21 protein-coding genes, 1 pseudogene and 1 riboswitch are annotated in these 24694 nt (G+C 72.0%); of the genes and pseudogenes, 8 read left to right on the top strand and 14 right to left on the bottom strand.

The annotated features are described in order from the left end of the window. Positions 1-87: 87 nt before the first annotated feature. The 7 genes and pseudogenes from F9278_RS46120 to F9278_RS12225 form a co-directional block, all read right to left on the bottom strand. Positions 88-485, bottom strand: a pseudogene (locus tag F9278_RS46120) (transposase); the annotation flags it as partial. Between the two features lie 215 nt (positions 486-700). Continuing rightward, a complete protein-coding gene (locus F9278_RS12250) occupies positions 701-1135 on the bottom strand; it encodes an aggregation-promoting factor C-terminal-like domain-containing protein (protein WP_450373524.1) in 435 nt (144 codons plus the stop codon). A gap of 325 nt (positions 1136-1460) precedes the next feature. After that, the gene (locus F9278_RS12245) at positions 1461-2270 is read right to left on the bottom strand and encodes an ECF transporter S component (RefSeq protein ID WP_152168354.1); all 810 of its coding nucleotides are present in this window, start codon (positions 2268-2270) and stop codon (positions 1461-1463) included. Then, positions 2267-4018 carry an ABC transporter ATP-binding protein gene (locus tag F9278_RS12240; protein WP_152168353.1) on the bottom strand — a complete coding sequence of 584 codons (1752 nt, stop codon included), beginning with the start codon at positions 4016-4018 and terminating at the stop codon, positions 2267-2269. Before F9278_RS12240 ends, F9278_RS12245 begins: the two co-directional genes overlap by 4 nt. Beyond that, on the bottom strand, positions 4015-5136 hold the full coding sequence (locus F9278_RS12235) for a CbiQ family ECF transporter T component (protein WP_152168352.1): 1122 nt from the start codon (positions 5134-5136) through the stop codon (positions 4015-4017). Before F9278_RS12235 ends, F9278_RS12240 begins: the two co-directional genes overlap by 4 nt. Before the next feature lie 108 nt (positions 5137-5244). Beyond that, positions 5245-5937 carry an SCO2322 family protein gene (locus tag F9278_RS12230; RefSeq protein ID WP_226967279.1) on the bottom strand — a complete coding sequence of 231 codons (693 nt, stop codon included), beginning with the start codon at positions 5935-5937 and terminating at the stop codon, positions 5245-5247. A gap of 50 nt (positions 5938-5987) precedes the next feature. Then, positions 5988-7382 (bottom strand): prenyltransferase/squalene oxidase repeat-containing protein, encoded by a 1395-nt coding sequence (locus tag F9278_RS12225; RefSeq protein ID WP_152168350.1) that lies wholly within the window; start codon positions 7380-7382, stop codon positions 5988-5990. A 149-nt stretch (positions 7383-7531) separates the two neighbouring features. Beyond that, positions 7532-7590, bottom strand: a riboswitch (cobalamin riboswitch). 89 nt (positions 7591-7679) lie between these two features. On the opposite strand from F9278_RS12225, the gene F9278_RS12220 reads away from it, so the two are divergent. Beyond that, positions 7680-8498, top strand: a complete 819-nt coding sequence (locus tag F9278_RS12220) for a phosphotransferase (RefSeq protein WP_152168349.1) — start codon at positions 7680-7682, stop codon at positions 8496-8498. A gap of 171 nt (positions 8499-8669) precedes the next feature. Here F9278_RS12220 and F9278_RS12215 read toward each other — a convergent pair whose 3' ends face one another. Beyond that, complete coding sequence (locus tag F9278_RS12215) at positions 8670-9698, bottom strand: MBL fold metallo-hydrolase (protein ID WP_152168348.1); 1029 nt, start codon at positions 9696-9698, stop codon at positions 8670-8672. Positions 9699-9862: 164 nt separating this feature from the next. Between F9278_RS12215 and F9278_RS12210 the strand changes: the two genes are divergently transcribed. Further along, positions 9863-11350 (top strand): aldehyde dehydrogenase, encoded by a 1488-nt coding sequence (locus tag F9278_RS12210; protein WP_152168347.1) that lies wholly within the window; start codon positions 9863-9865, stop codon positions 11348-11350. A gap of 2 nt (positions 11351-11352) precedes the next feature. Beyond that, positions 11353-11586, top strand: coding sequence for a ferredoxin (locus tag F9278_RS12205; protein WP_152168346.1), 234 nt, complete (start codon positions 11353-11355; stop codon positions 11584-11586). 142 nt (positions 11587-11728) lie between these two features. On the opposite strand, the gene F9278_RS12200 is transcribed toward F9278_RS12205, so the two are convergent. Continuing rightward, positions 11729-12907 (bottom strand): IS701 family transposase, encoded by a 1179-nt coding sequence (locus F9278_RS12200; protein WP_152166950.1) that lies wholly within the window; start codon positions 12905-12907, stop codon positions 11729-11731. A gap of 230 nt (positions 12908-13137) precedes the next feature. Between F9278_RS12200 and F9278_RS12195 the strand changes: the two genes are divergently transcribed. Then, a complete protein-coding gene (locus F9278_RS12195; RefSeq protein WP_152168345.1) occupies positions 13138-14004 on the top strand; it encodes a tetratricopeptide repeat protein in 867 nt (288 codons plus the stop codon). Positions 14005-14266: 262 nt separating this feature from the next. Here F9278_RS12195 and F9278_RS12190 read toward each other — a convergent pair whose 3' ends face one another. Continuing rightward, a complete protein-coding gene (locus F9278_RS12190; protein ID WP_152168344.1) occupies positions 14267-14923 on the bottom strand; it encodes a TetR family transcriptional regulator in 657 nt (218 codons plus the stop codon). A gap of 229 nt (positions 14924-15152) precedes the next feature. Between F9278_RS12190 and F9278_RS12185 the strand changes: the two genes are divergently transcribed. Genes F9278_RS12185 through F9278_RS12175 form a run of 3 tightly spaced genes read left to right on the top strand, consistent with a single transcriptional unit; the run spans position 15153 to position 18360 of the window. Beyond that, the gene (locus tag F9278_RS12185) at positions 15153-16535 is read left to right on the top strand and encodes a glycosyltransferase family 4 protein (protein WP_152168343.1); all 1383 of its coding nucleotides are present in this window, start codon (positions 15153-15155) and stop codon (positions 16533-16535) included. After that, a complete protein-coding gene (locus F9278_RS12180) occupies positions 16529-17296 on the top strand; it encodes a class I SAM-dependent methyltransferase (protein ID WP_152168342.1) in 768 nt (255 codons plus the stop codon). Before F9278_RS12185 ends, F9278_RS12180 begins: the two co-directional genes overlap by 7 nt. After that, the gene (locus F9278_RS12175) at positions 17293-18360 is read left to right on the top strand and encodes a prenyltransferase (protein WP_152168341.1); all 1068 of its coding nucleotides are present in this window, start codon (positions 17293-17295) and stop codon (positions 18358-18360) included. The genes F9278_RS12180 and F9278_RS12175 overlap by 4 nt, the downstream gene beginning before the upstream one ends. Positions 18361-18524: 164 nt before the next feature. Here the strand turns inward: F9278_RS12175 and F9278_RS12170 are convergent, their stop codons facing one another. The 4 genes from F9278_RS12170 to F9278_RS12150 all read right to left on the bottom strand — a co-directional run bounded on the left by F9278_RS12170 (position 18525) and on the right by F9278_RS12150 (position 22216). Beyond that, positions 18525-18812 (bottom strand): hypothetical protein, encoded by a 288-nt coding sequence (locus F9278_RS12170; protein WP_152168340.1) that lies wholly within the window; start codon positions 18810-18812, stop codon positions 18525-18527. A 142-nt stretch (positions 18813-18954) separates the two neighbouring features. Continuing rightward, positions 18955-19965, bottom strand: coding sequence for an LLM class F420-dependent oxidoreductase (locus F9278_RS12165; protein WP_152168339.1), 1011 nt, complete (start codon positions 19963-19965; stop codon positions 18955-18957). Positions 19966-20073: 108 nt separating this feature from the next. Beyond that, the gene (locus F9278_RS12160; protein WP_193241451.1) at positions 20074-20910 is read right to left on the bottom strand and encodes a DUF5336 domain-containing protein; all 837 of its coding nucleotides are present in this window, start codon (positions 20908-20910) and stop codon (positions 20074-20076) included. Between the two features lie 349 nt (positions 20911-21259). After that, complete coding sequence (locus F9278_RS12150) at positions 21260-22216, bottom strand: N-acetylmuramoyl-L-alanine amidase (protein ID WP_152168338.1); 957 nt, start codon at positions 22214-22216, stop codon at positions 21260-21262. A 312-nt stretch (positions 22217-22528) separates the two neighbouring features. Between F9278_RS12150 and F9278_RS12145 the strand changes: the two genes are divergently transcribed. Beyond that, complete coding sequence (locus F9278_RS12145) at positions 22529-24682, top strand: restriction endonuclease (RefSeq protein ID WP_193241450.1); 2154 nt, start codon at positions 22529-22531, stop codon at positions 24680-24682. Positions 24683-24694: the final 12 nt, after the last annotated feature.

Genomic DNA, 24694 nt, shown 5'->3' with positions numbered 1-24694 from the left:
ACCCGGAGGTTGACGTGGGAGCGCTCATGGCTCTCGGGGTGGGGGAGGCCCGGCTGGGGCCTCACCCCGAGTCGTGGACACCGTTTGCTATGCGGCATCGGCCAGCGTAGCCGATCGTTGTTCGAAGGCGATTGGGCTGATCTGGCCGAGTGCTGAGTGCCTCCTTCTCGTGTTGTAGCGAGTGACCCACCGGAACACCGCAAGGCGGGCCTCGCGCGCTCCTGGCCAGCGTCTCCTTCCTTGCAGGGTCTCCTTCCTTGCAGGGTCTCCCGTTTCAGGCTTGCGTTGAAAGACTCGGCAGCGGCGTTGTCCGCCGAGGTTCCGACCGCCCCGCGCGATCTGGTCACGCCGAGTTCGCGGCACACGTTCGCGAAGTCCTTCGATGAGTACTGGGCGCCGTTGTCGCTGTGGAATATCGCCCCGTCAAGGGTTCCGCCACGGGTACGGGCCGCGGCCCGGAGCGCATCGGTGACCAGTTCGGTGCGGCGCCCTTCACGATCCGCCCCGGGCCGGGGGTCCCGGGGAGAGCGGGGGCGGGGCACGGGGGAAATGGGGGGAGCGGGGGATGGCGAAGGCGGCGGCCCCGGGGATCGGGGGCCGCCGCCTTCGGTCCGTGCCGGCACTCGGACGTGCCGGTGGTGAGGGTGGAGCCGGTGGTGCCGCTCGTGCTGCTCGTGCTGCTCGTGCCGCTCGTGCCGGATCAGTACCAGTTGTTGGCCTGCCAGAAGTTCCACGCGCCACAGGGGCTGCCGTAGCGGTCCTTCATGTAGTCCACGCCCCACTTGATCTGGGTGGCGGCGTTGGTCTTCCAGTCGGAGCCGGCGGAGGCCATCTTGGAGCCGGGGAGCGCCTGGACCAGGCCGTAGGCACCGGAGGACGCGTTCGTCGCGTTGACGTCCCAGTCGCTCTCGTGGTCGACGATGTGGGAGAAGCACTTGTACTGGGCCGAGTCCGAGATCATCTTCTTCGCGACCGACTGCGCCTGAGAGGCCTCCGACGCGGCCTGGGCGGGCGCGGCGGCGAGCAGGGCACCGGTCGCGGTGGCGGCCAGGGTGACACCGGCGAGGGCCTTCTTCGGGGAGGCGATACGGCGGAGAACGGAGATGGTCACGGGGCACCTTTTCTTCGGGGACATGGCCGTCGCGGGCATGCCTTCACCACGTGGTGTGCGGTGGGGGCGTACGTCGGCGCCGAGGCCCGGGTGGGCTCGTCGGCGCCGTTGCGACTCATTCAGAGAAACAGCCGGAGCGAGCGTCCGCAATGACCCCTTTTGCTAGTGGTGGTCGTATCCGCGCCGAACGCCCCCTCTGTGACGTGGCTCTCAAAGCCCAGGTCAGCGCCCATAAGGCCGTGCACATGTCATGCGCTTCGATCTACGAGCCCGGATCGTATGTGATGTGGGCCCTGTGGGGTGGTTCACGGTTCATGTGACGGACGGTGGACGGGACCTCACACACGGGTCACCGGGTGGGCGGGGTGAAGGTGACCGCGCTCTCGAACGCGGCCCGGCGGGTGGCCCGGCGCAGTGCCTTCAGGACCGGGGCGCCGAGGGTGAGGGTCAGCACGACGGTGACGGTCGCGCGGCCCAGGTCCCAGCCGAGGGAGGTGGCCAGGCAGTACGCGGTGAAACGGGCGAGGTTCGTGGCCGGGTCCGCCGCCGCGTCGAAGGCGATGTTCGAGGCGAGCGTGTCGATGAAGGGCCAGCCGTAGAGGTTCATGACCGTGCCGTACGCGAACGCGGCGACGAAGCCGTACGCGGCGAGCAGGACGAGTTCGCCACGGCCGCGCAGGCGCCGCGCGCCCGGCAGCAGCCCGGCGCCCATCGCGAACCACCCCATCGCCAGCATCTGGAACGGCATCCACGGCCCCACCCCGCCCGTGAGCAGCGCGGACGAGAACATCGTGACCGCGCCGAGGGTGAAGCCGAAGCCGGGGCCGAGGACCCGGCCGCTGAGCACCATCAGGAAGAACATCGGCTCGATCCCGGCGGTTCCGGCCCCGATGGGGCGCAGCGCCGCGCCGGTCGCCGCGAGCACCCCGAGCATCGCCACGGCCTTCGCGCCGAGCCCGGCCTCGGAGAGCGTCGCCCCGACGACCCCGACCAGCAGCACGAGCAGCCCCGCGAACAGCCAGGGCGCGTCCTTCGCGTGCGCGGTCACCTGCGACCCGGGATCCGCGAAGAAGGGCCAGCCGAAGGCCGCGCCCCCGATGACACTGACGATCAGGAGGGCGGCGACGGTACGGGGGGAGAGGGGGACCGGGCGGCTCATGACCGCTCCCCGGGGGCGGGCGCGCCCCGCTCCGGCCGGTCCGGTCCCTCCGCCGCCCGCAGAGCGCGTCGTACCTGGGCCGTGGTCAGCCACTGCTGCGGCGCGAGGATCTTCGTGACCTGCGGGGCGAAGGACGGGGAGCCGACGACGACCTCGGGGGTCGGACCGTCGGCGACGATCTCGCCGTCGGCGAGGATCAGGACCCGGTGGGCCAGCTCGGCGGCCAGTTCCACGTCATGGGTGGCCAGCACGATGGCGTGACCGTCGGCGGCGAGCGCGCGCAGGGTCGTGACCAGGCGGGACTTGGCCGCGTAGTCGAGGCCCCGGGTCGGCTCGTCGAGGAGCAGCAGCGGGGGGCGGGCCGTCAGGACGACCGCGAGGGCGAGGGCCAGGCGCTGACCCTCGGACAGGTCACGGGGGTGGGTGTCGTCCGCGATCGCCGGGAGCAGACCGGAGACCAGCGCCCGGCACGTGCCCGGCTCGGCCCCCGCGTCCCGGTCGGCCGCCGCGCACTCCGCCGCGACCGTGTCCGTGTACAGCAGATCGCGGGGCTCCTGCGGTACGAGTCCCACGCGGCGTACGAGGTCCTTGGGCGCCGTGCGGTGCGGTGTGAGGCCGCCCACGCGTACCGAGCCTGACGCCGGTGTCACCAGGCCGACCAGGGCGGAGAGGAGTGTGGACTTGCCGGCGCCGTTGCGGCCCATCAGGGCGATCGTCTCGCCGGGGGTGACGGTGAGGGTGACGTGGGTGAGGGCGTGGACGTGGCCGTGGTGGACGGAGAGGGCGTCGACTGCCGCCGGGGAGGGGGTGGGGGGTTCTGTTGTGTGCGGGGTGCGGGTGGTTCGTGATTGCTCGCGCCCACGCGGCGGAGCCGCACATGTGACAGCCCCGCGCCCCTCCGGTGCCCGGGTCGGTGCCCGGGGCGGGGCTTGAGTCGCCAGGCGTTCCCGCAGGGGGCCCGACCTGCGGCGGGCGTCCCGCACCGTCAAGGGCAGCGGGGACCAGCCCGCCAGGCGGCCCAGGTCCACCACCGGGGGGTACACCGGCGAGATCGCCATCATCTCGGGTGGTGTGCCGAGGGTCAGGGGGGCGCCCGGCGCGGGGAGGAGGGCGACCTGGTCGGCGTACTGGACCACTCGTTCCAGGCGGTGTTCGGCCATGAGGACGGTCGTGCCGAGGTCGTGGACGAGTCGCTGGAGCACGGCCAGGACCTCCTCGGCGGCGGCCGGGTCCAGCGCGGAGGTCGGTTCGTCGAGGACGAGGACGCGTGGGTGCGGAGTGAGGACGGACCCGATGGCGACGCGCTGTCGCTGGCCGCCGGAGAGCGTGGCGATGGGCCGGTCGCGGAGGTCCGCGAGGCCCAGCAGATCGAGCGTCTCCTCCACCCGGCGCCGCATCACGTCCGGGGCGATCCCCAACGACTCCATCCCGTAGGCGAGTTCGTCCTCGACGGTGTCCGTCACGAAGTGCGACAGCGGGTCCTGCCCCACCGTGCCCACCACATCGGCGAGTTCACGCGGCTTGTGGGTACGGGTGTCCCGGCCGGCCACGGTGACCCGGCCGCGCAGGGTGCCACCGGTGAAGTGCGGCACGAGCCCGTTCACCGCCCCGAGCACCGTCGACTTGCCGACGCCCGACGGCCCGACGAGCAGCACGAGTTCACCCTCCGGGACCTCGAAGTCCACGCCCTGGACGGTGGGTCGGTCCACCCCGTCGTACGTCACGGAGACATCCTCGAAGCGGATCATGCGCGTTCCTTCGTCGGTGCGGCGGATCTCGGTGCGGCGGATCTCGGTGGGGCGGATTCCAGCGGTGCGGATCTCGGTGGGGTGGGCACGACGAACGCGGGGAGGAGGCCCAGCAGGATCGCGGCGGCCGGCCCGAGGGGGAGGCTCGGAGAGGTGAGGGGGACGACACCGGGGTGCAGGGCGGCGGCGTCGTACGCGGCGCAGACGATCAGCAGCGCGGCGACGGCGACACCGGACCCGGCCACCAGCCACGCGCGCACCCCCCACACATCCGGCCGGTAGCGGGTGCGCGGCGAGCGCCGGCCGCCCAGCCGCAGCCCCGTGAGCGCGGCGGCCAGCCCGGTGAGCAGCACGGGGAGGCCGTAGGTGCCGCCCTCGGCGGTCAGTACACCGTACGTTCCCGCGCAGACGCCGAGCAGCCCGCCGAGGGTGAGCGCGGCGGTCGTACGGCGGACCGGGGCGGGGACCTGTGCCGTACGGCCGTAGCCGCGCGAGTCCATCGCGGCGGCGAGGGCGACCGACCGCTCCAACGCGCCCTCCAGCACCGGCAGTCCGACATGCAGCAGCCCCCGAACGCCCCGGTCCGGGCGCCCGCGCAGCCGTCGCGCGGCCCGCAACCGCTGGACGTCCGCCACCAGGTGCGGGGCGAACGTCATCGCCACGACGACGGCCACGCCCGCCTCGTAGAGGGCGCCGGGGAGGGACTTGAGCAGCCGTGCCGGGTTGGCGAGGGCGTTCGCGGCGCCGACACAGATCAGCAGGGTGGCCAGCCGCAGCCCGTCGTACAGCGCGAACAGGAAACCCTCCGCCGTGACCCGGCCGCCGAGCCGGATCCCCTGCGACCAGTCGGGGAGCGGCACTTCGGGCAGCGTGAACAGCGTGTGCGTCCCCGGGACGGGCGACCCCAGCACGACCGCGAACCCCAGCCGTACGACCAGCACCACCAACCCCAGCTTCACGAACGCGGCGTACGAACGGGCCCAGGGCGCGTCCGTCCGATGCGTCGCCACGACGAACCCGGCGACCGCGACGAGCAGCCCGAGCAGCAGCGGGTTGGTGGTCCGCGACGCGGCGGTCGCCAGCCCCAACGCCCAGAGCCACCACGCGAGGGGGTGCACCCCACGTTCCCGACCAGCCCTGGGGGAGGGTTGCCGGGCCGCCGAGTCGCGGGACCCCGCCCCGGCCGACCCCGACTCCGGGCGCCCTGTGAACCACCGCATCGACCCCTACCCCCGGCGCCGCCGCGCCTGCCACACCGCCGCGGCCCCCAGCACGGCCACCACCCCCACACCCGCGAACAGCCCGACGGCCGGCCCTGCCCCCTCCCCGCCGGAGGAGTCCGCGGCCGATGAACTCGCGGCATCAGCATCAGCATCAGCATCAGCATCAGCGCCGGCGGTGGCGGTGGCGGTGGCGTCGGCGTCGGTCCCGACCGCCTCCCCGCACCCCGCCCTCGGATACCCCGCGATCGCGCAGAGCATCGCACTCGTGTCGTACCGCAGCGGCCCCGCGACAGCGGCCAACGCCTCGGCAGTGGTCGCGTCGTCCGCCACCCGCGCACACGCCGTACGCGCCGCCGGAGGCGTCTCGCCCGCCGGCGCGTCCGCCGCCGTACCGAAGTCGATGACCAGCGCGACCCGCTTCTCCCCGCCCCGCGCGCCCGTGCCCCCGCAGATCGTGGCGAAGTCGGCGGCCCCACGCGGCCGGACCGCGTCCCCGGAGTCCCGGCTGACCGCGAACCGGAAGCCCTGCACCTCCCCGTCGGACGGCCGCGCGGTCGACGGCCCCTGCGTGGCGTACGCCCAGGCCGAACCGTCCCGCTCCCAGAACGACCAGTAGCGGTACGCGGCGGCTTGCGCCTGCGCCTGCCCCTGCCCCAGGCCCCCCGGCCCCAGCACGACCAGGACACCGCTCAGCAGCAACAGCACCCCACGCGACCGCGACCCGGCGCCCCCGCGACGACGGCCGGTCACGCCTCCCGCCGCTTCCTGCCGGCCCTGACCGCCACGAACCCGACGACAGCCGCCACGACGACGCCCCCGAGCCCGATCGCCCACCACGCGCCCGCCCCGAGTCCACCGTCGTAGCGCGTCTCCCCGGCGGCCGTGTCGTCGTGGGGTACGGAGGAGTAGTCGTCCACATCACGCGCCGGACCGGTCTCCTTCAACCGTGCCACGAGGTCGGTGCCGCCGAAGTCGCGCGGATCGCCGCCGGAGGCGTGCGCGGCGAAGACGAGCTGGGCGTACGCGGCGGGCCCGGCCTCGGCCGCCCAGACGCCGTGGTTCTTCGCCAGCCAGGCGAGCGGCTTCGCGGTCGCCTCCTCGTCCCCGGCGGCGGCGAGCGCGACGACCGCGTCGGCGGTGTTGCCGTGGTCCGGCTGGTCCTCCGCACCCGCGAGGGCGGACTTCAGATAGCCGTCGGCGGCGAGGTCACCGGCCAGGTAACGGGCCCCGTTGTGGGCCAGCTCCTCAGGAGAGTCACCCGCGACGCACTTCCCGGCGGCACCTTCCCCGGTCCCCGCCTCGGCCACGAACCCCTCACCCAGGCTGCCGAGCACGGCGGCGGCCGTCGCATCGGCGTCGGCCACGAGCCCACCCTTCTTGTCGGGCTGATAGGCGAAGCCCCCGCCGCCCCCGCCATCCCCGCTGTTCTCTCCGGCCTCCGCGTCCTCGCCATCCCTTTCGGCGCAGGGGATGGCGAGGGCGCGGAGGGCGTCGTAGGGGGAGTTGCCGTCCTTCTTCTGCCGCTCGGGGGCTTCGTCCACGGCGGTCAGGGCGCCGATGACGACGGAGGTCGAGTTCGCGTCGCTGGGTCCGCCGGCGGTGTAGCCCCAGCCGCCGTCCTTGTTCTGGTTCTCCTTCAGCCAGCTCACCGCCCGCCCGGCCTCGGCGTTCCGGCCGCCAACCGCGGCGAGCGCCTGCACCGCGGCGGCCGTGCTGTTGGTGTCGACGGCCGTCTTCGCGTCGCACTCGGCGGTGGCGTCCGCCCGGTACGCCGCGAACGCCCCACTGCCGCACTGCTGCCCGACGAGCCACTCCACCGCCCCCGCACCCGGCTTCTCCCCGACGGTGTCCAGCGCGAGCAGCGCGAGCGACTGCCGCCAGACGCCGTCGTACGTGGGGTCGTTGGAGCCGTACAGACCGGTGGGGATCGCCTGCGACGGCGAGGCGGAGGGAGCGGCGGCGGTGTCCGGGGACGCGGAGGCCGCGTCGGCGGCGGTGACGGCGACGGCGACCGGCGCGAAACCGGTGCCGGTACCGCTACCGCTACCGGTACCGATACCGGTACCGCTACCGAGTCCCGTGCCGAGACCGGCTGTTACGGCCAGTACGGCGACTACCGCGGCGCTGCGGCGGACGTTCATGATCGGGGGTTGCCCCTCCCTGACGGGGAGCCGGGCGCACGGCGAAGCGCCGGGCGGCTCGGCTCCGTATTCCTCGACGGTGCCGTGCACCGGCGGACCGCCGGTGACGCGAGCCGGTCACGGTTCCGTACCGGGCGATCCGACTCACCGTCCCCTTGCCGGGGCCGGTTCACGGTTGCGGGTCAGCGCCGGATTTGCACCGGCTTCCCCCAGTACGGGTGTGATGACGACCCGGTCACTCTACCTGCCGGTAGTAAAACCCTGAGCGCTCCCTGTGCACCGGGATAGGTTCGGGCGATGCGCACGGGAAGACTCCTCGGCTCGGGCCGCACGGCCGACGTGTACGAACTCCACGACGACGAACCCGAGTCCGGAGCGGCCCGCCCCGGCCCACTCCCCGAAGGCCCCGAAGCCGACACCCCCCACCTCCCCGCCGACCGTGACGCATCCGACACACCCCCACGGGACCCGGCGGGCGGCGCCCGAGCCTGGGTGCTGCGGCGCTATCGGGACGACTGGGGGGACGCGGTCGCCGAGGCCGAGGTCATGGAGTACGTGCGGAGCCACGGCTATCCCGTACCGCGTGTGCGCTCGGCGACGCGTGCGGAGATGGTGCTGGAGCGGCTGTCCGGGCCGACGATGCTGGAGGCCTTCGCCTCGGGCCTGCTCGGACCGGACCGGGCCGGCGCCGCCCTGGCCCACCTGCTGCGCACACTGCACGCCCTCCCGCCCCGCGGCCACGCGTCCGACCGCCGAGTCCTCCACCTCGACCTGCACCCCGAGAACGTCATCGTCACGCCCTACGGCCCCCAGGTCATCGACTGGAGCAACGCCGAGGAGGGGCCACCCGGCCTGGACTGGGGCATCTCCGCGATGATCCTCGCCCAAGTCGCCGTCGACACCGCCGACTTCCGCGCTGCCATGGCCCACGCCACCCTCGTCTCCCTCCTCGCTCATCAATCCGACGGCCCCTCCGCGCTCACGGAAGAGGGCCTGGTCGAGGCACGACGACGCCGGGCGGCGCAGCCGACGATGAGTGCACGGGAGGTCGAACTGATGGGAGCCGCAGAGGAGTTGATACGCACCCTCAAGGGCCCGGGGAGGGCGGCGACTTGAGGGCGGGGGAGCGGAGCGCAGGGGAGGGGAGGGGAGGGGAGGGGAGAGGAGGGGAGAGGAGGGGGGAGGGGGCAGGGCAGGGTGAGCCAGGCGCCCCGCGAAGACCGCGCCCCGCCCCGCCTCACGCACCCGCCCGCCCCACGCCTCCGCACCCCCTCACACCTGCCCCCCTCACACCGCCACATACACCACCGGATCGCTCCCCGTCACCGCCTCCGCCCGCCCCAGTTTCACCAGGCGTCGTAGGTGCGCCTCCGCCTCGGAGACCGCGATGTTGCGGGAGGCGAAGGGGATCTGGGGCCAGGGGCGGTTCCACTCCATGCGTTCGGCGAGCTGCCAGGGGGTGAGGGGCGTGGCGAGGAGGGTGAGCAGACCGGTGAGGCGGGCCTCGTGGTGCGCCAGCAACTCCCGTACGCGCGCGGCGGAGTCGGTGAGCGCGTACTGGTGGGCGGGGAGCACCTCGGCCGGGCCGAGGCGCCCGACGCGTTCCAGGGAGTCGAGGTAGTCGCCCAGAGGATCGGTGACCGTGTCGTCGTCCGGGTCCTCGTAGAGGCCGATGTGCGGGCTGATCTCGGGCAGGAGGTGGTCGCCGGAGAACAGCCGTCCGTGGCCGGGCAGTCGGGAAGGGTGCGCCTCCTCCAAATGGAGGCAGACGTGCCCCGGCGTGTGGCCCGGCGTCCAGATCGCCCGGATGCGGCGGCCGGGGAGGTCGAGGAGTTCACCGGGGACGATGTCGCGGTCGGGGAGCGCGGGCGTGAACCCGGGCAGGGCACGCGGCCTGCGGGGTGCGCGGAGCGGCGCGAGATGCTCCTCCGGGGCGCCCGCGGCCGTGAGCTTGGCCGTCATGTACGTGAACCACCGGTCCGGACCGGTCCCCCGGGTCCGCCGTACGATCGCCGTGTCCGCCGCGTGCATCGCGATCCACGCCCCGGACGCCTCCCGCACCGCCCCCGACAGACCGTGGTGGTCGGGGTGATGGTGGGTGATCACGACCCCGTGGACCTCCGCGACCGACGTACCGCACGCCGTGAGCCCCGCGGCGAGCCTGTCCCACGACGCCGGGTCGTCCCAGCCGGTGTCGACGAGGACCGGCCCCCGGTCGGTGTCGACGACGTACACGAGGGTGTGGCCGAGCGGGTTGTCCGGGATGGGGACCTCGATGGACCGTACGCCTCCGCCGTGATCGGTCACGTGTGTCATGAAGTCACTATAACTAGAACGAGTTTCACCAGGGATGGGTGCGAGACGGTCCGCGCGCGGCCGTCGATCGGCGCACGACATGGACTCCTTCCACTGGAACTGGTATCAGTTCCCTATTCGAAACTGACGGTATGTCAGAGAAGTGGCTCCGGGAGGCAACGGCCATGACCGAACTCGTGGAACACGGACAGCTGTTCATCGGCGGGGAGCTGACCGACCCCCTGGGCACGGACGTCATCGAGGTGGTCTCGCCGCACTCGGAGGAGGTCATCGGCCGCGTCCCGCACGCCTCGCGCGCGGACGTCGACCGCGCCGTGGCCGCCGCGCGCCACGCCTTCGACCACGGCCCCTGGCCCCACACGACCCTCGACGAGCGGATCGCGATCGTCACCCGGATCAAGGACGCCTTCGCCCTGCGGTACGAGGAGTTCGCCCGGATCATCAGTTCCGAGAACGGCACCCCGTACACCTCCAGCGTGATGGTGCAGGCGCTCGCCTCGATGATGGTGTGGGACGCGGCGATCACGACGGCGCGCGGATTCACCTACGAGGAGCGGCGGGACGGCGTCCTCGGCAAGATCCTGGTGCGCCGCGAGCCGGTCGGGGTGGTCGCGGCCGTGGTCCCCTGGAACGTCCCGCAGTTCACCGCCGCCGCCAAACTCGCCCCCGCCCTTCTCGCCGGCTGCCCGGTCGTCCTGAAGGTGTCGCCCGAAACCCCGCTGGACGCCTACCTGTTGGCGGAGATCGCCGCCGAGGCCGGACTGCCCGAGGGCGTGCTGTCCGTCCTGCCCGCCGACCGGGAGGTCAGCGAGTACCTGGTCGGTCACCCGGGCGTCGACAAGGTCTCCTTCACCGGCTCGGTCGCCGCGGGCAAGCGGGTCATGGAGGTCGCCGCCCGCCATCTCACCCGCGTCACACTGGAGTTGGGCGGCAAATCGGCCGCCGTGATCCTCCCGGACGCGGACGCGGCGACCGCCGTGGCGGGCATCGCCCCCTTCGCCTGGATGATCAACGGCCAGGCGTGCGTGGCCCAGACCCGCATCCTCGTCCCGCGCTCCCGCTACGACGAGTTCGCCGAGGCCTTCGCCGCCTACGCCTCCGCGCTGAAGATCGGCGACCCCCTCGACCCGGCCACCGAACTCGGCCCCCTCGTCGCCGCCCGCCAGCAGCGCCGCAGCCTCGACTACATCCGCATCGGCCAGGAGGAGGGCGCCAAGATCCTCACCGGCGGCGGCCGTCCGGCCGGCCTGGAGCACGGCTGGTACGTCGAACCGACCCTCTTCGGCGACGTCGACAACTCCATGCGCATCGCCCGCGAGGAGATCTTCGGCCCGGTGATCTGCCTCCTCCCGTACGGCGACGAGGACGAGGCCGTACGCATCGCGAACGACTCCGAATACGGCCTCAGCGGCAGCGTCTGGACCGCCGACGACGAACGCGGCATCGACATCGCCCGCCGGGTCCGCACCGGCACCTACTCCGTCAACACCTTCAGCCTCGACATGCTCGGTCCGTTCGGCGGCTACAAGAACTCCGGCCTCGGGCGCGAGTTCGGCCCCGAGGGCTACGGCGAGTACCTGGAGCACAAGATGATCCACCTCCCGGCCGGATACGAGCCCCCGGCCGCCGCCGGGGAGGCGGGGGAGGCGTAGTTATGGGCGACCGCTGGCACCTGGAGGTCGACCGTTCCCTCTGCATCGGCTCCGCCCAGTGCACCCACCTCGCACCGGACTCCTTCCGCCTCGACTCCGCCATGCAGTCCCACCCCGTCGACCCCGAGCCCGACGCCGGCGAACGCATCCTGAAGGCGGCCGAGGGCTGCCCCGTGGAGGCCATCTCGATCGCCCTGCTCGGGAGCGGGGAGCCGGTGTTCCCGCCGGAGGACTAGTACTGCAACCGCATCTGCGGGTTGTGGCCTCGGCGTTTGTAGTGGGAGCGGCGGGCACGGGCCTGGCTGCGTCGTCGGAAGCGTGACCAGTGCAGATGATGGTCGTTGCTGTGGTGGCGGGGCGTGACGATGATGTGGCCGATCAGTCGGCGGATCTCCGGGACGCTGAGGGGTATGAGGTCTTGCTCGTCGTCCGCTCCGCCCCTTTTGCGGCTTCTGCGGCGCGGACGGCGGTCAGGTAGGCGAGGGCGGCCATGGCCAGGGTGATGTGGCGGTACCAGGCCCGGTAGAGCCTCACCTGGTAGTGGTCCAGGCCGCACTCGCCCTTGGCGGTCTGGAAGCACTCCTCCACCGCCCACCTCGCGGCGGCTACCTTGACCAGGTCTTTCAGCCGGGAGGCCACCGATCCGTAGCAGACGTAGTAGGCGATCTCGGTGGGGTCGCTGATGCTGCGGCGGGCCAGAACCCAGTGCCCGAAGCCGTTCTCCCAGTACGGGCGGATGGCGACGCGGGCCCAGTCGTAGATCCGTTCGCCGTGCGCGCCCTGGCCCCCGGAAACCCGCTTCCACGCTTGCCTGGGCAGGGCGGCGACCAACTGGTCCACCCTGGCGTCGCCGCCGTCCGCCGTGGTCACGGTGTCGTTGACCTTGGTGGCCAGTACGTGCGCGATCCTGCGTTCCTCCAGCCATACCCGCAGGTGCTTGACCTGCCCGTATGCCTCGTCAGCGGTGACCCACGCGAACGGGATGCCTGCGTCGACGGCACGTTGCAGCATCCACTTGCAGTGCTCATTCTTGGTCGCGAAGGGGATCTCGTCGTCGATCCCGGCTGCGCGGCAGCGCTCACGGTCATCCGTCCAGGAAACGGGGATGTAGAGCTCACGGTCGATCAATGCCCGCCCCCTGGCGGAGGCGTAGGCCAGGAAGGTCCCGATCTGGCAGTTCTCCGTGCGGCCGGCGGTACCTGTGTACTGCCGCTGGACTCCGGCGGACTTGGTGCCCTTCTTCAGGAAACCGGTGTCGTCGCAGATCAGGACCGCGTTCTTGGCTCCGATGGTCTCCACGACGAAGTCGCGCACATCGTCGCGGACCGCGTTCTCGTCCCAGTCGGAGTGGTTGAGCAGGCGCTGGACGCCGTCCGGGCGGAGCTGCCCGACCTGCTCGGACAGCGTCCACCCGTTCTTCTTCTCCAGCGGCGCGACGAGTCCGTTCAGGTAGTCCAGCGCCCGCTCGCGGGGCTCCGACCTGCCGAAACGGTGGGCGAACCGGGCATGGAGCCCGGCCACCCCCTCGGACCACGACTCGACCTGCTCAACCGTCAGCGCATCAGCACACAGTCATACCAACGAGACCGCCGACCATCCGTCACGCCAGATGCGGTTGCAGTACTAGGGTCCTTCTGATGGATCTCCGTGGCGTCGCGACGCCCGGCACGCCGAGAGCACGCACCGAACGCCGCTCCTTCTCCCACGGAGATTCATCAGAAGGACCCCAGGGGGCTTACGCTCTGCCGTCGGCACAGGAACGATCAGGAAGTCGGGGCGGGGAAGAAGTGCGGAAGTCCGAGGCCGAAGAGCTGATCGAGCAGGCGTACGCGGCCTGGGACGCCGAGGAGTGGCGGCGCGCCGCCGACCTCTACGAGCGGGTGCTCGCCCATTTCCCGGACGAGACGTCGAGTGCGGAGTGGTGGTACGACGCCGCCCTCGGCCACAAGTTCCTGCGCGACTGGGACAAGGCGTACGAGCTGGGCGTCCAGGCCGCCGCCCGCGCCCCGCGCGGCGAGGGCGACCCCGCGTTCTGGAACCTCGGCATCGCGGCCACGATCCGCCGCGACTGGGCCGTCGCCCGCGACGCCTGGGCCGGCTTCGGCGTTCGGCTGCCCGACGGCGAGGGCGAGATCGACGCCCGCCTCGGCCATGCCTGTGTGCGTCTGGACACCGACGGCGCACACGAGGTCGTGTGGATCGAGCGGCTCTGCCCGACGCGCGGACGCGTGATGAACGTCCCGGTCACCGGCGGCCGACGCTACGGCGAGATCGTCCTCCACGACGGGCAGCCCAACGGCGAACGCGTCCTCGACGGCACGGCCTTCCCCGTCTTCGACGAACTGCTCCTCTTCGAACCGTCCGAGCTGCCCACCCTCCAGGTGACGGTCGCGGCCGGCGAACCCGCCGACCTGGAGGCCCTGCTCGCCCTCTTCGCCGACCACGACTTCGGCGCGGAGCCCGCGAGCGCCGTCACCATGCACTGCTCCTGCTGCGGCGAGGGCACCCTCCACAAGGAACGCCACACCCCGGGCACCGGCGCCCAGCGCGTCTCCCTGGCCGCCCCGGAGGAGGACGCCCGGCGGCTGCTGGACCGGTGGGCGGGCGAGAAGGCGATCGGCCGGACCTGGAGCGGCCTGGAGATCATGGGCTAGAGGGTAAAAAATCCCCTTTGGGGGTTGTGCTCCCGTATGGGTGTTCTATCGTGGAAAGCAGCCTACGAGACGAGTGAGGGAGTCGACCGGAGTAGCCGACAGCGGCGAGAGGTTGTGTGTCGCCGGTGCCGACGTCGACGGTCGGGCTGAGAGGCCGGAAGGTCGCACGACAGGGCCGGCCGGTGACCCTCGGCACCTGCCCCGGAAGAGCGGTACCGGCGCAGGGAACCCGTCTCGTAGGTCTTTTCCGTCGCCGGTGTCCCTACGGCCGTCGCTCCGCGGCCGTCAGGTCGATCAGGCGGCACACCGTCTCGATGTCGATCTTCACCTGGGCGATCGAGGCGCGGCCGGAGAGCCAGGTGATCAGGGCCGAGTGCCAGGTGTGTTCGATGACGCGGACCGCCGAGAGCTGCTCCGCCGTCGGGTTCTCCAGGCCCATCGCGTCGAGGATGATCGCGGTGGTCTGGTGGGAGACCTGGTCGACCTCGGGGCTGACGCCGCGGTCGGCGAAGGTGAGGGCGCGGACCATGGCGTCGGCGAGATGGGGCTCGCGCTGCAGGGCACGGAAGGCCCGCATCAGGGTCTCGGCGACGCGCTCGGCGGCCGTCTCGCCGGTCGGGGGCTTCTTGCGGAGCGTGCCGTGCATGTGCTCCAGCTGGGCCTGCATGGTGGCGACCAGCAGATGGATCTTGGAGGGGAAGTAGCGGTACAGCGTCCCCAGGGCGACCTGGGAGGACTCGGCGACCTCACGCATCTGCACGGCGTCGAAACCGCCCCGGCTGGCCAACTGGGCGCTCGCGTGCAGGATGCGGCGCCGACGGGCCTCCTGCCGCTCCGTGAGGGGCGGCGAGTCCGGTCGCGCGGTGCCGGCGTCCACCTTGGACGCCGGCTTGGTCTCCACCTTGGCTTCCGCAGGCATGGGTCTCGTTCCGTGACGGTCGTGACGGTCGGTGAGGGTATGCGATCAAATAGCATGCCAGGGCGTCCGCCGCGGCGTCTGCCGTGGCGTGAATCACCTGATCCACTTCTCGCAGCGGTTCTACCACCCGGTAGATTCAGAGCCTCTTGAACGATCAACTCTGAAACTTGTTCTAGATTACCGTCTCGTCGTAATCTCACGGGAAATCGCAGTGAGAAGGGGGCCAGGAGTGACCGCTGAGGCCAGTCAGGCGGGGTCCCGACACGACCTCGCCGCGGACGGCGAGCGACCGCTCGACATCGCGCTCCTCACCTATAAAGGGAACCCGTTCTGCGGGGGCCAGGGCGTCTACGTACGCCACCTCTCGCGCGAGCTTGCCCGCCTCGGCCACCGGGTCGAGGTGATCGGCTCCCAGCCCTACCCCGTGCTCGACGAGGACGCCGTGCCCGGCGACGGTCCGGGCCGGATATCCCTCACCGAACTGCCGAGCCTCGACCTCTACCGGCAGCCCGACCCCTTCCGCACCCCGGGGCGCGGCGAGTACCGCGACTGGGTCGACGCCCTCGAAGTGGCGACCATGTGGACCGGCGGGTTCCCCGAACCGCTGACCTTCTCCCTCCGCGCCCGCCGCCATCTGCGCGCCCGGCGCGGCGAGTTCGACGTCGTCCACGACAACCAGACCCTCGGCTACGGGCTGTTGGGGAACGTGGGCGCCCCGCTCGTCACCACCATCCACCACCCCATCACCGTCGACCGGCAGTTGGAGCTGGACGCCGCCGAGGGCTGGCAGCGGCGGATGTCCGTCCGCCGCTGGTACGCCTTCACCCGGATGCAGAAGCGCGTCGCGCGCCGGCTGCCGTCCGTGCTCACCGTCTCCGGCACCTCCCGCCAGGAGATCGTCGACCACCTCGGCGTACGCGACGACCGGATGCACGTCGTGCACATCGGCGCCGACACCGACCTCTTCTCGCCGAATCCGGCCGTGGCCCGGGTGCCGGGCCGGATCGTCACCACCTCCAGCGCGGACGTGCCGCTCAAGGGCCTCGTCTTCCTCGTCGAGGCGCTCGCCAAGGCCCGCGCCGAACACCCCACCGCCCATCTGGTCGTCGTCGGCAAGCGCCCCACCGAGGGCCCGGTCGCCGCGGCGATCGAGCGGTACGGCCTCGAAGGCGCCGTCGACTTCGTCAAGGGCATCTCGGACGCCGAGCTGGTCGACCTGGTCCGCTCGGCCGAGGCCGCCTGTGTGCCCTCGCTGTACGAGGGGTTCTCGCTGCCCGCCGCCGAGGCCATGGCCACCGGTACGCCGCTGGTCGCCACCACCGGCGGGGCCATACCGGAGGTCGCCGGACCCGACGGCGAGACCTGCCTCGCGGTGCCCCCGGGCGACCCGGGCGCCCTGGCCGCCGCGCTGAACCGGCTGCTGGGCGACCCGGAGCTGCGCGCACGGCTCGGGCGGGCGGGACGCGAGCGGGTGCTCCAGCGGTTCACCTGGGCCCGCGCCGCCGAGGGCACGGTCGCGCACTACCGCGAGGCGATCGCCCGCGCCGACACCTCCACACCTACCTCTGCGGCCTCCACCAGCAACTATTCCGAAAGCAGGGCCACGTGCTGACCGTCGATTTCTCCCGGTTCCCGCTCGCCCCGGGGGACCGTGTCCTGGATCTCGGCTGTGGAGCGGGCCGGCACGCCTTCGAGTGCTACCGGCGCGGCGCCCGGGTCGTGGCCCTCGACCAGAACGGCGAGGAGATCCGCGAGGTCGCCAAGTGGTTCGCGGCGATGAAGGAGGCCGGCGAGGCCCCCGAGGGCGCCACCGCCACGGCCATGGAGGGCGACGCCCTCGCGCTGCCCTTCCCCGACGAGTCCTTCGATGTCGTCATCATCTCCGAGGTGATGGAGCACATCCCCGACGACAAGGGCGTACTCGCCGAGATGGTCCGGGTGTTGAAGCCCGGCGGCCGGATAGCGATCACCGTCCCGCGCTACGGCCCCGAGAAGGTCTGCTGGGCGCTCTCCGACGCCTACCACGAGGTCGAGGGCGGCCACATCCGCATCTACAAGGCGGACGAACTCCTGGCCAGGATCCGCGAGGCGGGCCTCAAGCCGTACGGCACCCATCACGCGCACGCCCTGCATTCGCCGTACTGGTGGCTGAAGTGCGCGTTCGGCGTCGACAACGACAAGGCGCTGCCGGTGCGGGCGTACCACAAGCTGCTGGTCTGGGACATCATGAGGAAGCCGCTGGCCACCCGGGTCGCCGAGGAGGCGCTGAACCCGCTGATCGGCAAGAGCTTCGTGGCGTACGCGACCAAGCCGCACCTGCCCGTCGCCGCCGTCGCCCCCACCGCCGCCGCTGCCCCGGCGGACGCCAAGTGACCACTCCCCGGACAGAACACCTGGTCCTGCCCGGGGTCCTCACCGCCGAGGAGGCCGCCGTCACCGTGCGGGGCATCCTCGCGGTGCAGCGCGCGGACGGTGCCATCCCGTGGTTCCGCGGACACCACCTCGACCCGTGGGACCACACCGAGGCCGCCATGGCCCTGGACGCGGCCGGTGAGCACGAGGCCGCCGAGCGCGCCTACGCATGGCTGCGCCGCCACCAGAACGAGGACGGCTCCTGGTACGCCGCGTACGCCGACGGGGACGCCGACGACGTCACCGACCGGGGCCGCGAGACCAACTTCGTCGCGTACATCGCCGTCGGCGTCTGGCACCACTACCTGGCCACCGGCGACGACACCTTCCTCGACCGCATGTGGCCCGCCGTGTACGCGGCCGTCGAATACGTCCTGCGGCTCCAGCAGCCCGGCGGGCAGATCGGCTGGAAGCGCGAGGACGACGGCACGGCCGTGAACGACGCGCTGCTGACCGGGAGTTCCTCCATCCACCACGCGCTGCGCTGCGCGCTCGCCATCGCCGAGCAGCGCGAAGAGGCGCAGCCGGACTGGGAGTTGGCGGTCGGCGCGCTACGGCACGCGATACGCCGGCACCCCGAGCGGTTCCTCGACAAGGACCGCTACTCGATGGACTGGTACTACCCCGTGCTCGGCGGCGCGCTCACCGGCAGCGAGGCCAAGTCCCGTGTCGAGGAAGGGTGGGACCGGTTCGTCGTACCCGGCTACGGGGTCCGCTGCGTGGTCCCCAACCCGTGGGTGACCGGCGGTGAGTCGGCCGAACTCGCCCTGGCGCTCTGGGCGATGGGCGAGTCCGACCGTGCCCTGGACATCCTCCAGTCCATCCAGCACCTCCGCGACGCCGACTCCGGCCTGTACTGGACGGGTTACGTCTTCGAGGACCGGGTGATCTGGCCCGAGGAGCTGACCTCCTGGACCGCGGGGTCGCTGCTGCTGGCGGTGGCGGCGCTGGGGGGCGACGAGGCGACGTGCGCGGTGTTCGGAGGGGAGCGGTTGCCTCGCGGGCTGGACGCGGAGTGCTGCTGAGGTGAGGGTGCGTTGTCGGGTGCGGGTGGTTCGTGGTTGCTCGCGCAGTTCCCCACGCCCCTAGAAGCCAGGCCCTGCGGGCCTGAAAGGCATGGGGCGCAGCCCCTGCTTTTCAGGGGCGCGGGGGGAACTGCGCGACCAGCCCCCGCCGGACCCGCGCTCGCTCAGTGGCGGTGCATCCGGTTGGCGATGGCGTGGCCCACGAACAGGTAGACGACGGCCGCCAGGCCATACCCGGCCACCACCCTGGCCCACTGCTCGTCGAACGTGAACAGGTCGTGCGACCAGCCGGCGAGCCAGCGGGCCGCGTCATGGACGAACTGCACGAAGTCGTTCGTGCTGTTGGCGTCCAGCAGATACATCAGGATCCACAGGCCGAGGATGAAGGCCATGATGTCGGCGACGATCGCTATGACCCGGCCCGCCTGGTTGGAGCCGCTATATCGAGACATGCCGTACGGGTTGCCCGTGAATCCCGTTCGAAACCGAACGGACGACGGGCACTTCGCCGACACCCGCCGGTCAACCCGCCGTCGCCGTGGCTCGTTCGGAGGCCGTGGCAAGGTCCGCACCTGGGACCGGGAGACGCCCGGCCTAGGAGTTGAGTTCGGCGAGCACCCGCAGCGTGTGCGGATCGGGGGCGAGGACCAGTAGATCGGTCACCGGCCCCTTCCGCCACAACTCCAGCCGCTCCGCGATCCGTTCACGCGGTCCGACGAGCGAGATCTCGTCAGCGAAGGCGTCCGGCACGGCGAGTACGGCCTCCTCGCGCCGCCCGTCGAGGAAGAGCCGCTGGATGTGCCGGGCCTCCTCCCCGTACCCCATCCGGGCCATGAGATCGGCGTGGAAGTTGCGCTTGGCGTGCCCCATCCCGCCGATGTAGAACCCCAGCATGGCCTTGACGGGCAACAGCCCCTCGGCGATGTCGTCGCAGACCTTCGCCTGTGCCATGGGCGCGACGAGGAAGCCCTCGGGCGCGTCGGTCAGGGACGCCTCGTAGACCTCGGACCGCGTCGGCGACCAGTACAACGGCAGCCAGCCGTCCGCGATCCGGGCCGTCTGCGCGATGTTCTTCGGCCCCTCCGCACCGAGCAGGACGGGCAGATCGGCGCGCAGGGGGTGGGTGATGGACTTCAGCGCCTTGCCGACGCCGGTGCCGTCCGGGCCGTCGTACGGCAGCGGGTGGAAGCGTCCGTCCAGCGCGACCGGGGCCTCACGGCCGAGGACTTGGCGTACGACATCGACGTACTCCCTGGTCGCGGTCAGCGGGGACCTCGGGAACGGGCGCCCGTACCAGCCCTCGACGACCTGTGGCCCCGAGAGCCCGAGACCGAGCAGGACGCGCCCGCCGGAGAGATGGTCCAGGGTCAGGGCGTGCATCGCGGTGGTGGTGGGCGACCGGGCGGCCATCTGCGCGACCGCCGTACCCAGCTTGATCCTTGACGTCCGCGCCGCGATCCAGGTGAGCGGCGTGAAGGCGTCCGAGCCCCAGGACTCGGCGGTCCACACCGAGTCGTAGCCGAGCCGCTCCGCCTCCCGCGCCAGCGGGACATGGTCCGCCGAGGGGCCGCGCCCCCAGTAGCCGAGTGCCAGACCGAGCCGCATACGCCTGCCTCCTGACGGTGCGTCAGCCGAACCGGGCGGAGGCGACTGTACGACAACGGCCCCCCGCTCGGAAGAGCGAGGGGCCGGTCGTACGGACGCGGGAGGCGATCAGCCGCGCTGGATACCGCTGGTGTCCTGGAGGACGCCGCGGCGGCCGTCCTGCGTCTGGGCCACCAGGTTGGGGCCGCGCTGCTCGACCGCCAGGTACCAGGTGCCCGGAGCCAGTTCGGCGATCGTCGACTGCGAACCGTCCTCCGCGAACAGCGGACGGGCCACCGGCACGGCGAACCAGAACGGCGAGAAGTCACCGGCCGGCGGCTGCGGCGCCGCGGCCTGCTGCTGCGGAGCACCACCACCGAACGGCGCGCCCGGACCCGGTTGACCCGGCCCCGGCTGCCCCGCACCGAACGGGCCCGGGGCACCGGCGCCCGGGTACCCGTAACCACCGGGCGGCTGCGCCCCGTACGGCTGCGGCGCCACGGCCGGACGCGGAGCACCGACCAGAGCGGCCTTGAGGGCGGGGACGAGGGGGGTGGCGATGGCGGCGACGGCCAGGAGCAGGCACGCGATCAGACCGAGAATGAGGCCGGCACCGGAGTCGGGCTCCGAGCTGCCGAAGGTGCCGAAGAGCTCCTCCATCGCTCCGAACGGGTCGATGATGGACCAGAACGAGGTCCACGCGGCGAAGATGGTCAGCGCCACCCCGAGCTGGCCGACGTCCAGGCCGATGACCTTGGGCGGCTGCGGCAGCGCACGGGCGAGGACGATCAGCACCGCACCGACGATGCCGCCGACGTACATGCTCATCACCAAGCCGAGGTTGTCCCAGGCATTGGGTACGTCGTCGCCGGAGCCGTCGAACGTGTCGAGGAACGACGCGATGAACAGCAATACCGCTGCTCCGATCACGACGCCGTCGCCTCTGGTGAGGGAGCGGATATTCACTTCAGGTCCTTCGTCAGTCGTCTCGTCATCGGTGGAGGCGTCGCCGTCACCATGTCGCCGTCAGGCCGTGGTGGGAAGCGCGGGGGTGGCCCCTCATCGTACGGACGACCCTATCGCCCGACCGACGTGGGTGTCCGCCGGGATCATCCCGATGATCACGACCCGCCCGCTACCCTCGCAGGAAACTCACGATTTCCTCAGAGTTCCCCCGTGCCACTTTCTGTCGCCGGGCACCGCTGGTCAACGGTGCCGCGTCATGGATATCGCGCATCGCGGCGCACACGATGAACACGGCGGGAACTGTTGACAGATTGAGACCGCCGCGCGCATTCCGCAAAGGGAAAGTTGTTCAATTTTCGAGGAAGCTCGTGATGCCGTCCGAGATTCCCTGGGCCGCTTTCTGGCGCCAGGGGCCGCTGGTGAGCTGGGCCGCGTCCTTGCTGTCACGCATGTTGCCGCACTCGATGAACACCTTGGGGACGGTGGAGAGGTTGAGGCCGCCGAGGTCGGTGCGGGTGACGATGCCGGTGCCGCCGCCGACGTAGTTGGAGGGGGCGCTGCCGGTGGCGCGGACGAAGTAGCCCGCGATGCGTTCGCCGAGGTCGCGGGAGGGGGCGACGATGGGCCGGGTGTCGGCGGCGCCCTCGTGCACCGAGCCCGGCAGGATGACGTGGAAGCCGCGGTTGCCGGCGCCGGAGCCGTCCGCGTGGATCGAGACCACCGCGTCCGCCTTCGCCTCGTTGCCGATCTTCGCCCGCTCGTCGATGCAGGGGCCCCAGTCGCGGTCGTCGTCCTGGGTGAACTTCACCGTGGCGCCCTCCCGTTCGAGGAGCGTCCGCGTCCGCCGGGCGACATCCAGCGTGAACTCGGCTTCCAGATAACCGTCGTTGGTGGTCGTGCCCGTCGTGTCGCACTCCTTCGCGTTCGTCCCGATGTTCACCTTGCGGTTGATCTCGGTGGTGTGCTGGAAGTTGCCGGGGTTGTGACCGGGGTCGATGACGACGACCTTGCCCTTGAGGGGGCCGGTGGCGGCGGGCGCGGAGGCGGAAGGGGTGGCCTCCTCGCTCTCGCCCTTGCCGGCGTCACCGGAGGTGGACGGCTCGCCCGTCGCCGGGGGAGGGGGCGCCGACCGGGTCTGCGGGCCGGTCGCGCCACCGGACCCGCCGCCGGAATCCCCGACGGCCTGCCACACCCCCCACCCGGCCACCGCCCCCACCACGACCGCGGCCACCGCCACGGTCGCCGGGCGACGGAAAACGGGACGGCGGGGCTGGGGCGGATCGAAGTCCGGGCCTACGTACGACACGTCCGCCACCTTACGGGGCGGGGCCGTGGCGGTTGTCGGGCGCGGGCCCGGTGGGGCTTTTCGCGCAGTGAAAAGCATGGGGCGCGGCCCCTGCTTTTCAGGGGCGCGGGGAACTGCGCGAGAAGCCCCACGCACGCGCGGTCGGATAACGGGGGATCGAACCCCGAGCGGAACCCCCAGGGGAACGATCACCCGCTGACCAGCGGTAGGCGTACACGCCGTCGCGGGATAGAGTCGTTCGGTTACGTCTGGTTGTGGGGGCGGGGCTTCGCCGTGCGGTCGGCGGGGCTCCGGTGGGAGGGCCTGTAGCGCATGAGTCGTCGCTCCAACGGGTTGGCCGGGATCTGGGCCGAGGCACAACGCCAACAGCAGCGTCAGTCGGAGGAACGGGCCCGGCAGCAGCGCGAGTACGAGCGACAACAGCGCGCGTACCAGCGGGAGGTGGCGCGCAGCCAGCGGGAGCAGCAGGCGCACTACCGGCAGCAGCGCGAGGCGGAGGCCCGCCGCCGCACCGAGGAACTGGACGCCCAGGTCGAGGCCCTGGAAGGGCTGTTGGCCGCAGGCTGCCGCGCCCCGGCGTTCCGGGCCGCGTCCCTCACCCGCCCCGAGCGCCTGGAGCCGTTCTCCCCCGGGCCGCTCGCCCACCCCGTACCCATGCCGGACCCCAACCACTATCAGGCACAGGGCGGTTGGTCCGCGCAGCGGCGCGCCCAGGCGCAGGCCGAGGCACGCGCCCGCTTCGAGCACGACTGGCACGCGGCCCAGGCCGCCGAAGCCCAGAGGCAGCATCAACTCGCCCAGTACCAGCGGCAGTACGAGCAGTGGGCGGACGGACAGCGGGCCGAGATCCGACGGCACAACGCGGGGCTCACGCGGATGGCGACCGCCCTGCGCGACGGCGACCCGGAAGCCGCCGTCGACTACTTCTCCGCCGCCCTCTACGCCTCGCCCGCCTGGCCCGAGGGCTTCCCCCGGGGCGTCGCCGCCGCCTACGACTCGGCGGCCCGCCAACTGGTCCTGGACTGGGAACTGCCCAGGTACGACGTCGTCCCCGAGGCGAAGACCGTCGTCTACATGCCGAGCGTCGACCAGGACAAGGAGCGCCCGCGCCCGGTCACCCAGCGGCGGTCCCTCTACCGTGACGTGCTCGCTCAGTGCGCCCTGCTCGTCCTCCACGACCTCTTCGCCGCCGACGAGTTCGGCGCGCTGGAGTCGGTCGTCCTGAACGGCTTCGTGGACGACCACGACCCGGCGACCGGCCGCCGCGCCCAGATCTTCGTGACCACCGTCCAGGTGCCCCGGTCGGTCTTCGCCGACCTGCACCTGGAGCAGGTGAGCGCCGTCGACTGCCTCACGGACGCGCTGCGCGGCCAGTTGTCCGCCCGGCCGGACCAGCGCACCCCCGTCCGCCCCGGCCGCCGCCCCGACGACGTGGGCAACGGCGTCGTCACCCACGGCGGCGAGGACGAGCCCGACCTGCTGGAGATGGACCCCCTGGCCTTCGAGTCACTGGTCGCGGAACTCTTCCGGGCCATGGGCATGCAGGCGGTCACGACCCAGCGCTCGGGCGACGGCGGGGTGGACGTCGACGCCCTGGACCCGACCCCCATCCGGGGCGGCAAGATCGTCGTCCAGGTCAAGCGCTACCGCAACACCGTCCCGCCGTCCGCCGTCCGCGATCTGTACGGCACGGTCCAGGACGCCGGCGCCAACAAGGGCGTCCTCGTGACGACGTCCAAGTTCGGACCCGGCTCCCACACCTTCGCCAACGGCAAACCGCTGGAGCTGGTGTCGGGGCGTGAACTCGTCGACCTGCTGCACCGGCACGGCCTGCGGGGACGCCTGGGCACGGGCGAGGCCCCCGCTCCCGCCCCCAGTCCCGCCCCCGCTCCCGTGTCCTCCACCGACCCCACCGTGGTGCTGCCCGCGCAGCGAACCCCTGCGGACCCCTCGAACGGGCCGGCCCCCACCCCTGCCCCCGACGACTACAGCGTGCTCGGCATGTACTGGACCGGTGGCGTCGCCCTGGACGTCTGCGCGCTCGTCTGCCACGGCAACCGGGTCCTCAGCGACGACCACTTCGTGTTCTACAACAACCCCCGGACCCCGGAAGGCACCGTCAGAGCGGTCCCGCCGACCGTGCCCGACAAGGCCGCGATCCAGGTCCACTTCGACGCGCTGCCCCCGGAGGCCGACCGTCTCGTCCTGGTGGCGGCGATCGACCCGGCCGTGAACCCCGACGCCGACCTCTCCGGCTTCACCGACGCGGGCATCCGCCTCCTCGACCCGTCCCGCGCCGAACAGGGCCGCCTGGACGTCTCCGACGGCCGCACCGGCGAAACGGCCCTCACCCTCGGCTCCTTCCGCCGCCGCGCGGGCGGCGACTGGGACTTCGTCGTGGGCGGCAAGGGATACCGGGGCGGCCTGGAGGAACTGGTCCAGGACCACGGCATAGAGGTGGCGTAGCGCCGGCCCGGA

Origin of the sequence: Streptomyces phaeolivaceus (assembly GCF_009184865.1) — a bacterium.
GTDB lineage: Bacteria > Actinomycetota > Actinomycetes > Streptomycetales > Streptomycetaceae > Streptomyces > Streptomyces phaeolivaceus.
This window is presented reverse-complemented; position numbering and strand designations above follow the sequence as displayed.

What these genes read in the sequence shown, in the direction of transcription:
- F9278_RS12215 (WP_152168348.1), bottom strand. Translation starts at nt 9,698, where the DNA reads ATGACACACGTGACCGATCACGGCGGAGGCGTACGGTCCATCGAGGTC.
- F9278_RS12145 (WP_193241450.1), top strand. Translation starts at nt 22,529, where the DNA reads ATGAGTCGTCGCTCCAACGGGTTGGCCGGGATCTGGGCCGAGGCACAA.
- F9278_RS12250 (WP_450373524.1), bottom strand. Translation starts at nt 1,135, where the DNA reads ATGTCCCCGAAGAAAAGGTGCCCCGTGACCATCTCCGTTCTCCGCCGT.
- F9278_RS12220 (WP_152168349.1), top strand. Translation starts at nt 7,680, where the DNA reads ATGCGCACGGGAAGACTCCTCGGCTCGGGCCGCACGGCCGACGTGTAC.
- F9278_RS12245 (WP_152168354.1), bottom strand. Translation starts at nt 2,270, where the DNA reads ATGAGCCGCCCGGTCCCCCTCTCCCCCCGTACCGTCGCCGCCCTCCTG.
- F9278_RS12240 (WP_152168353.1), bottom strand. Translation starts at nt 4,018, where the DNA reads ATGATCCGCTTCGAGGATGTCTCCGTGACGTACGACGGGGTGGACCGA.
- F9278_RS12205 (WP_152168346.1), top strand. Translation starts at nt 11,353, where the DNA reads ATGGGCGACCGCTGGCACCTGGAGGTCGACCGTTCCCTCTGCATCGGC.
- F9278_RS12190 (WP_152168344.1), bottom strand. Translation starts at nt 14,923, where the DNA reads ATGCCTGCGGAAGCCAAGGTGGAGACCAAGCCGGCGTCCAAGGTGGAC.
- F9278_RS12210 (WP_152168347.1), top strand. Translation starts at nt 9,863, where the DNA reads ATGACCGAACTCGTGGAACACGGACAGCTGTTCATCGGCGGGGAGCTG.
- F9278_RS12225 (WP_152168350.1), bottom strand. Translation starts at nt 7,382, where the DNA reads ATGAACGTCCGCCGCAGCGCCGCGGTAGTCGCCGTACTGGCCGTAACA.
- F9278_RS12165 (WP_152168339.1), bottom strand. Translation starts at nt 19,965, where the DNA reads ATGCGGCTCGGTCTGGCACTCGGCTACTGGGGGCGCGGCCCCTCGGCG.
- F9278_RS12170 (WP_152168340.1), bottom strand. Translation starts at nt 18,812, where the DNA reads ATGTCTCGATATAGCGGCTCCAACCAGGCGGGCCGGGTCATAGCGATC.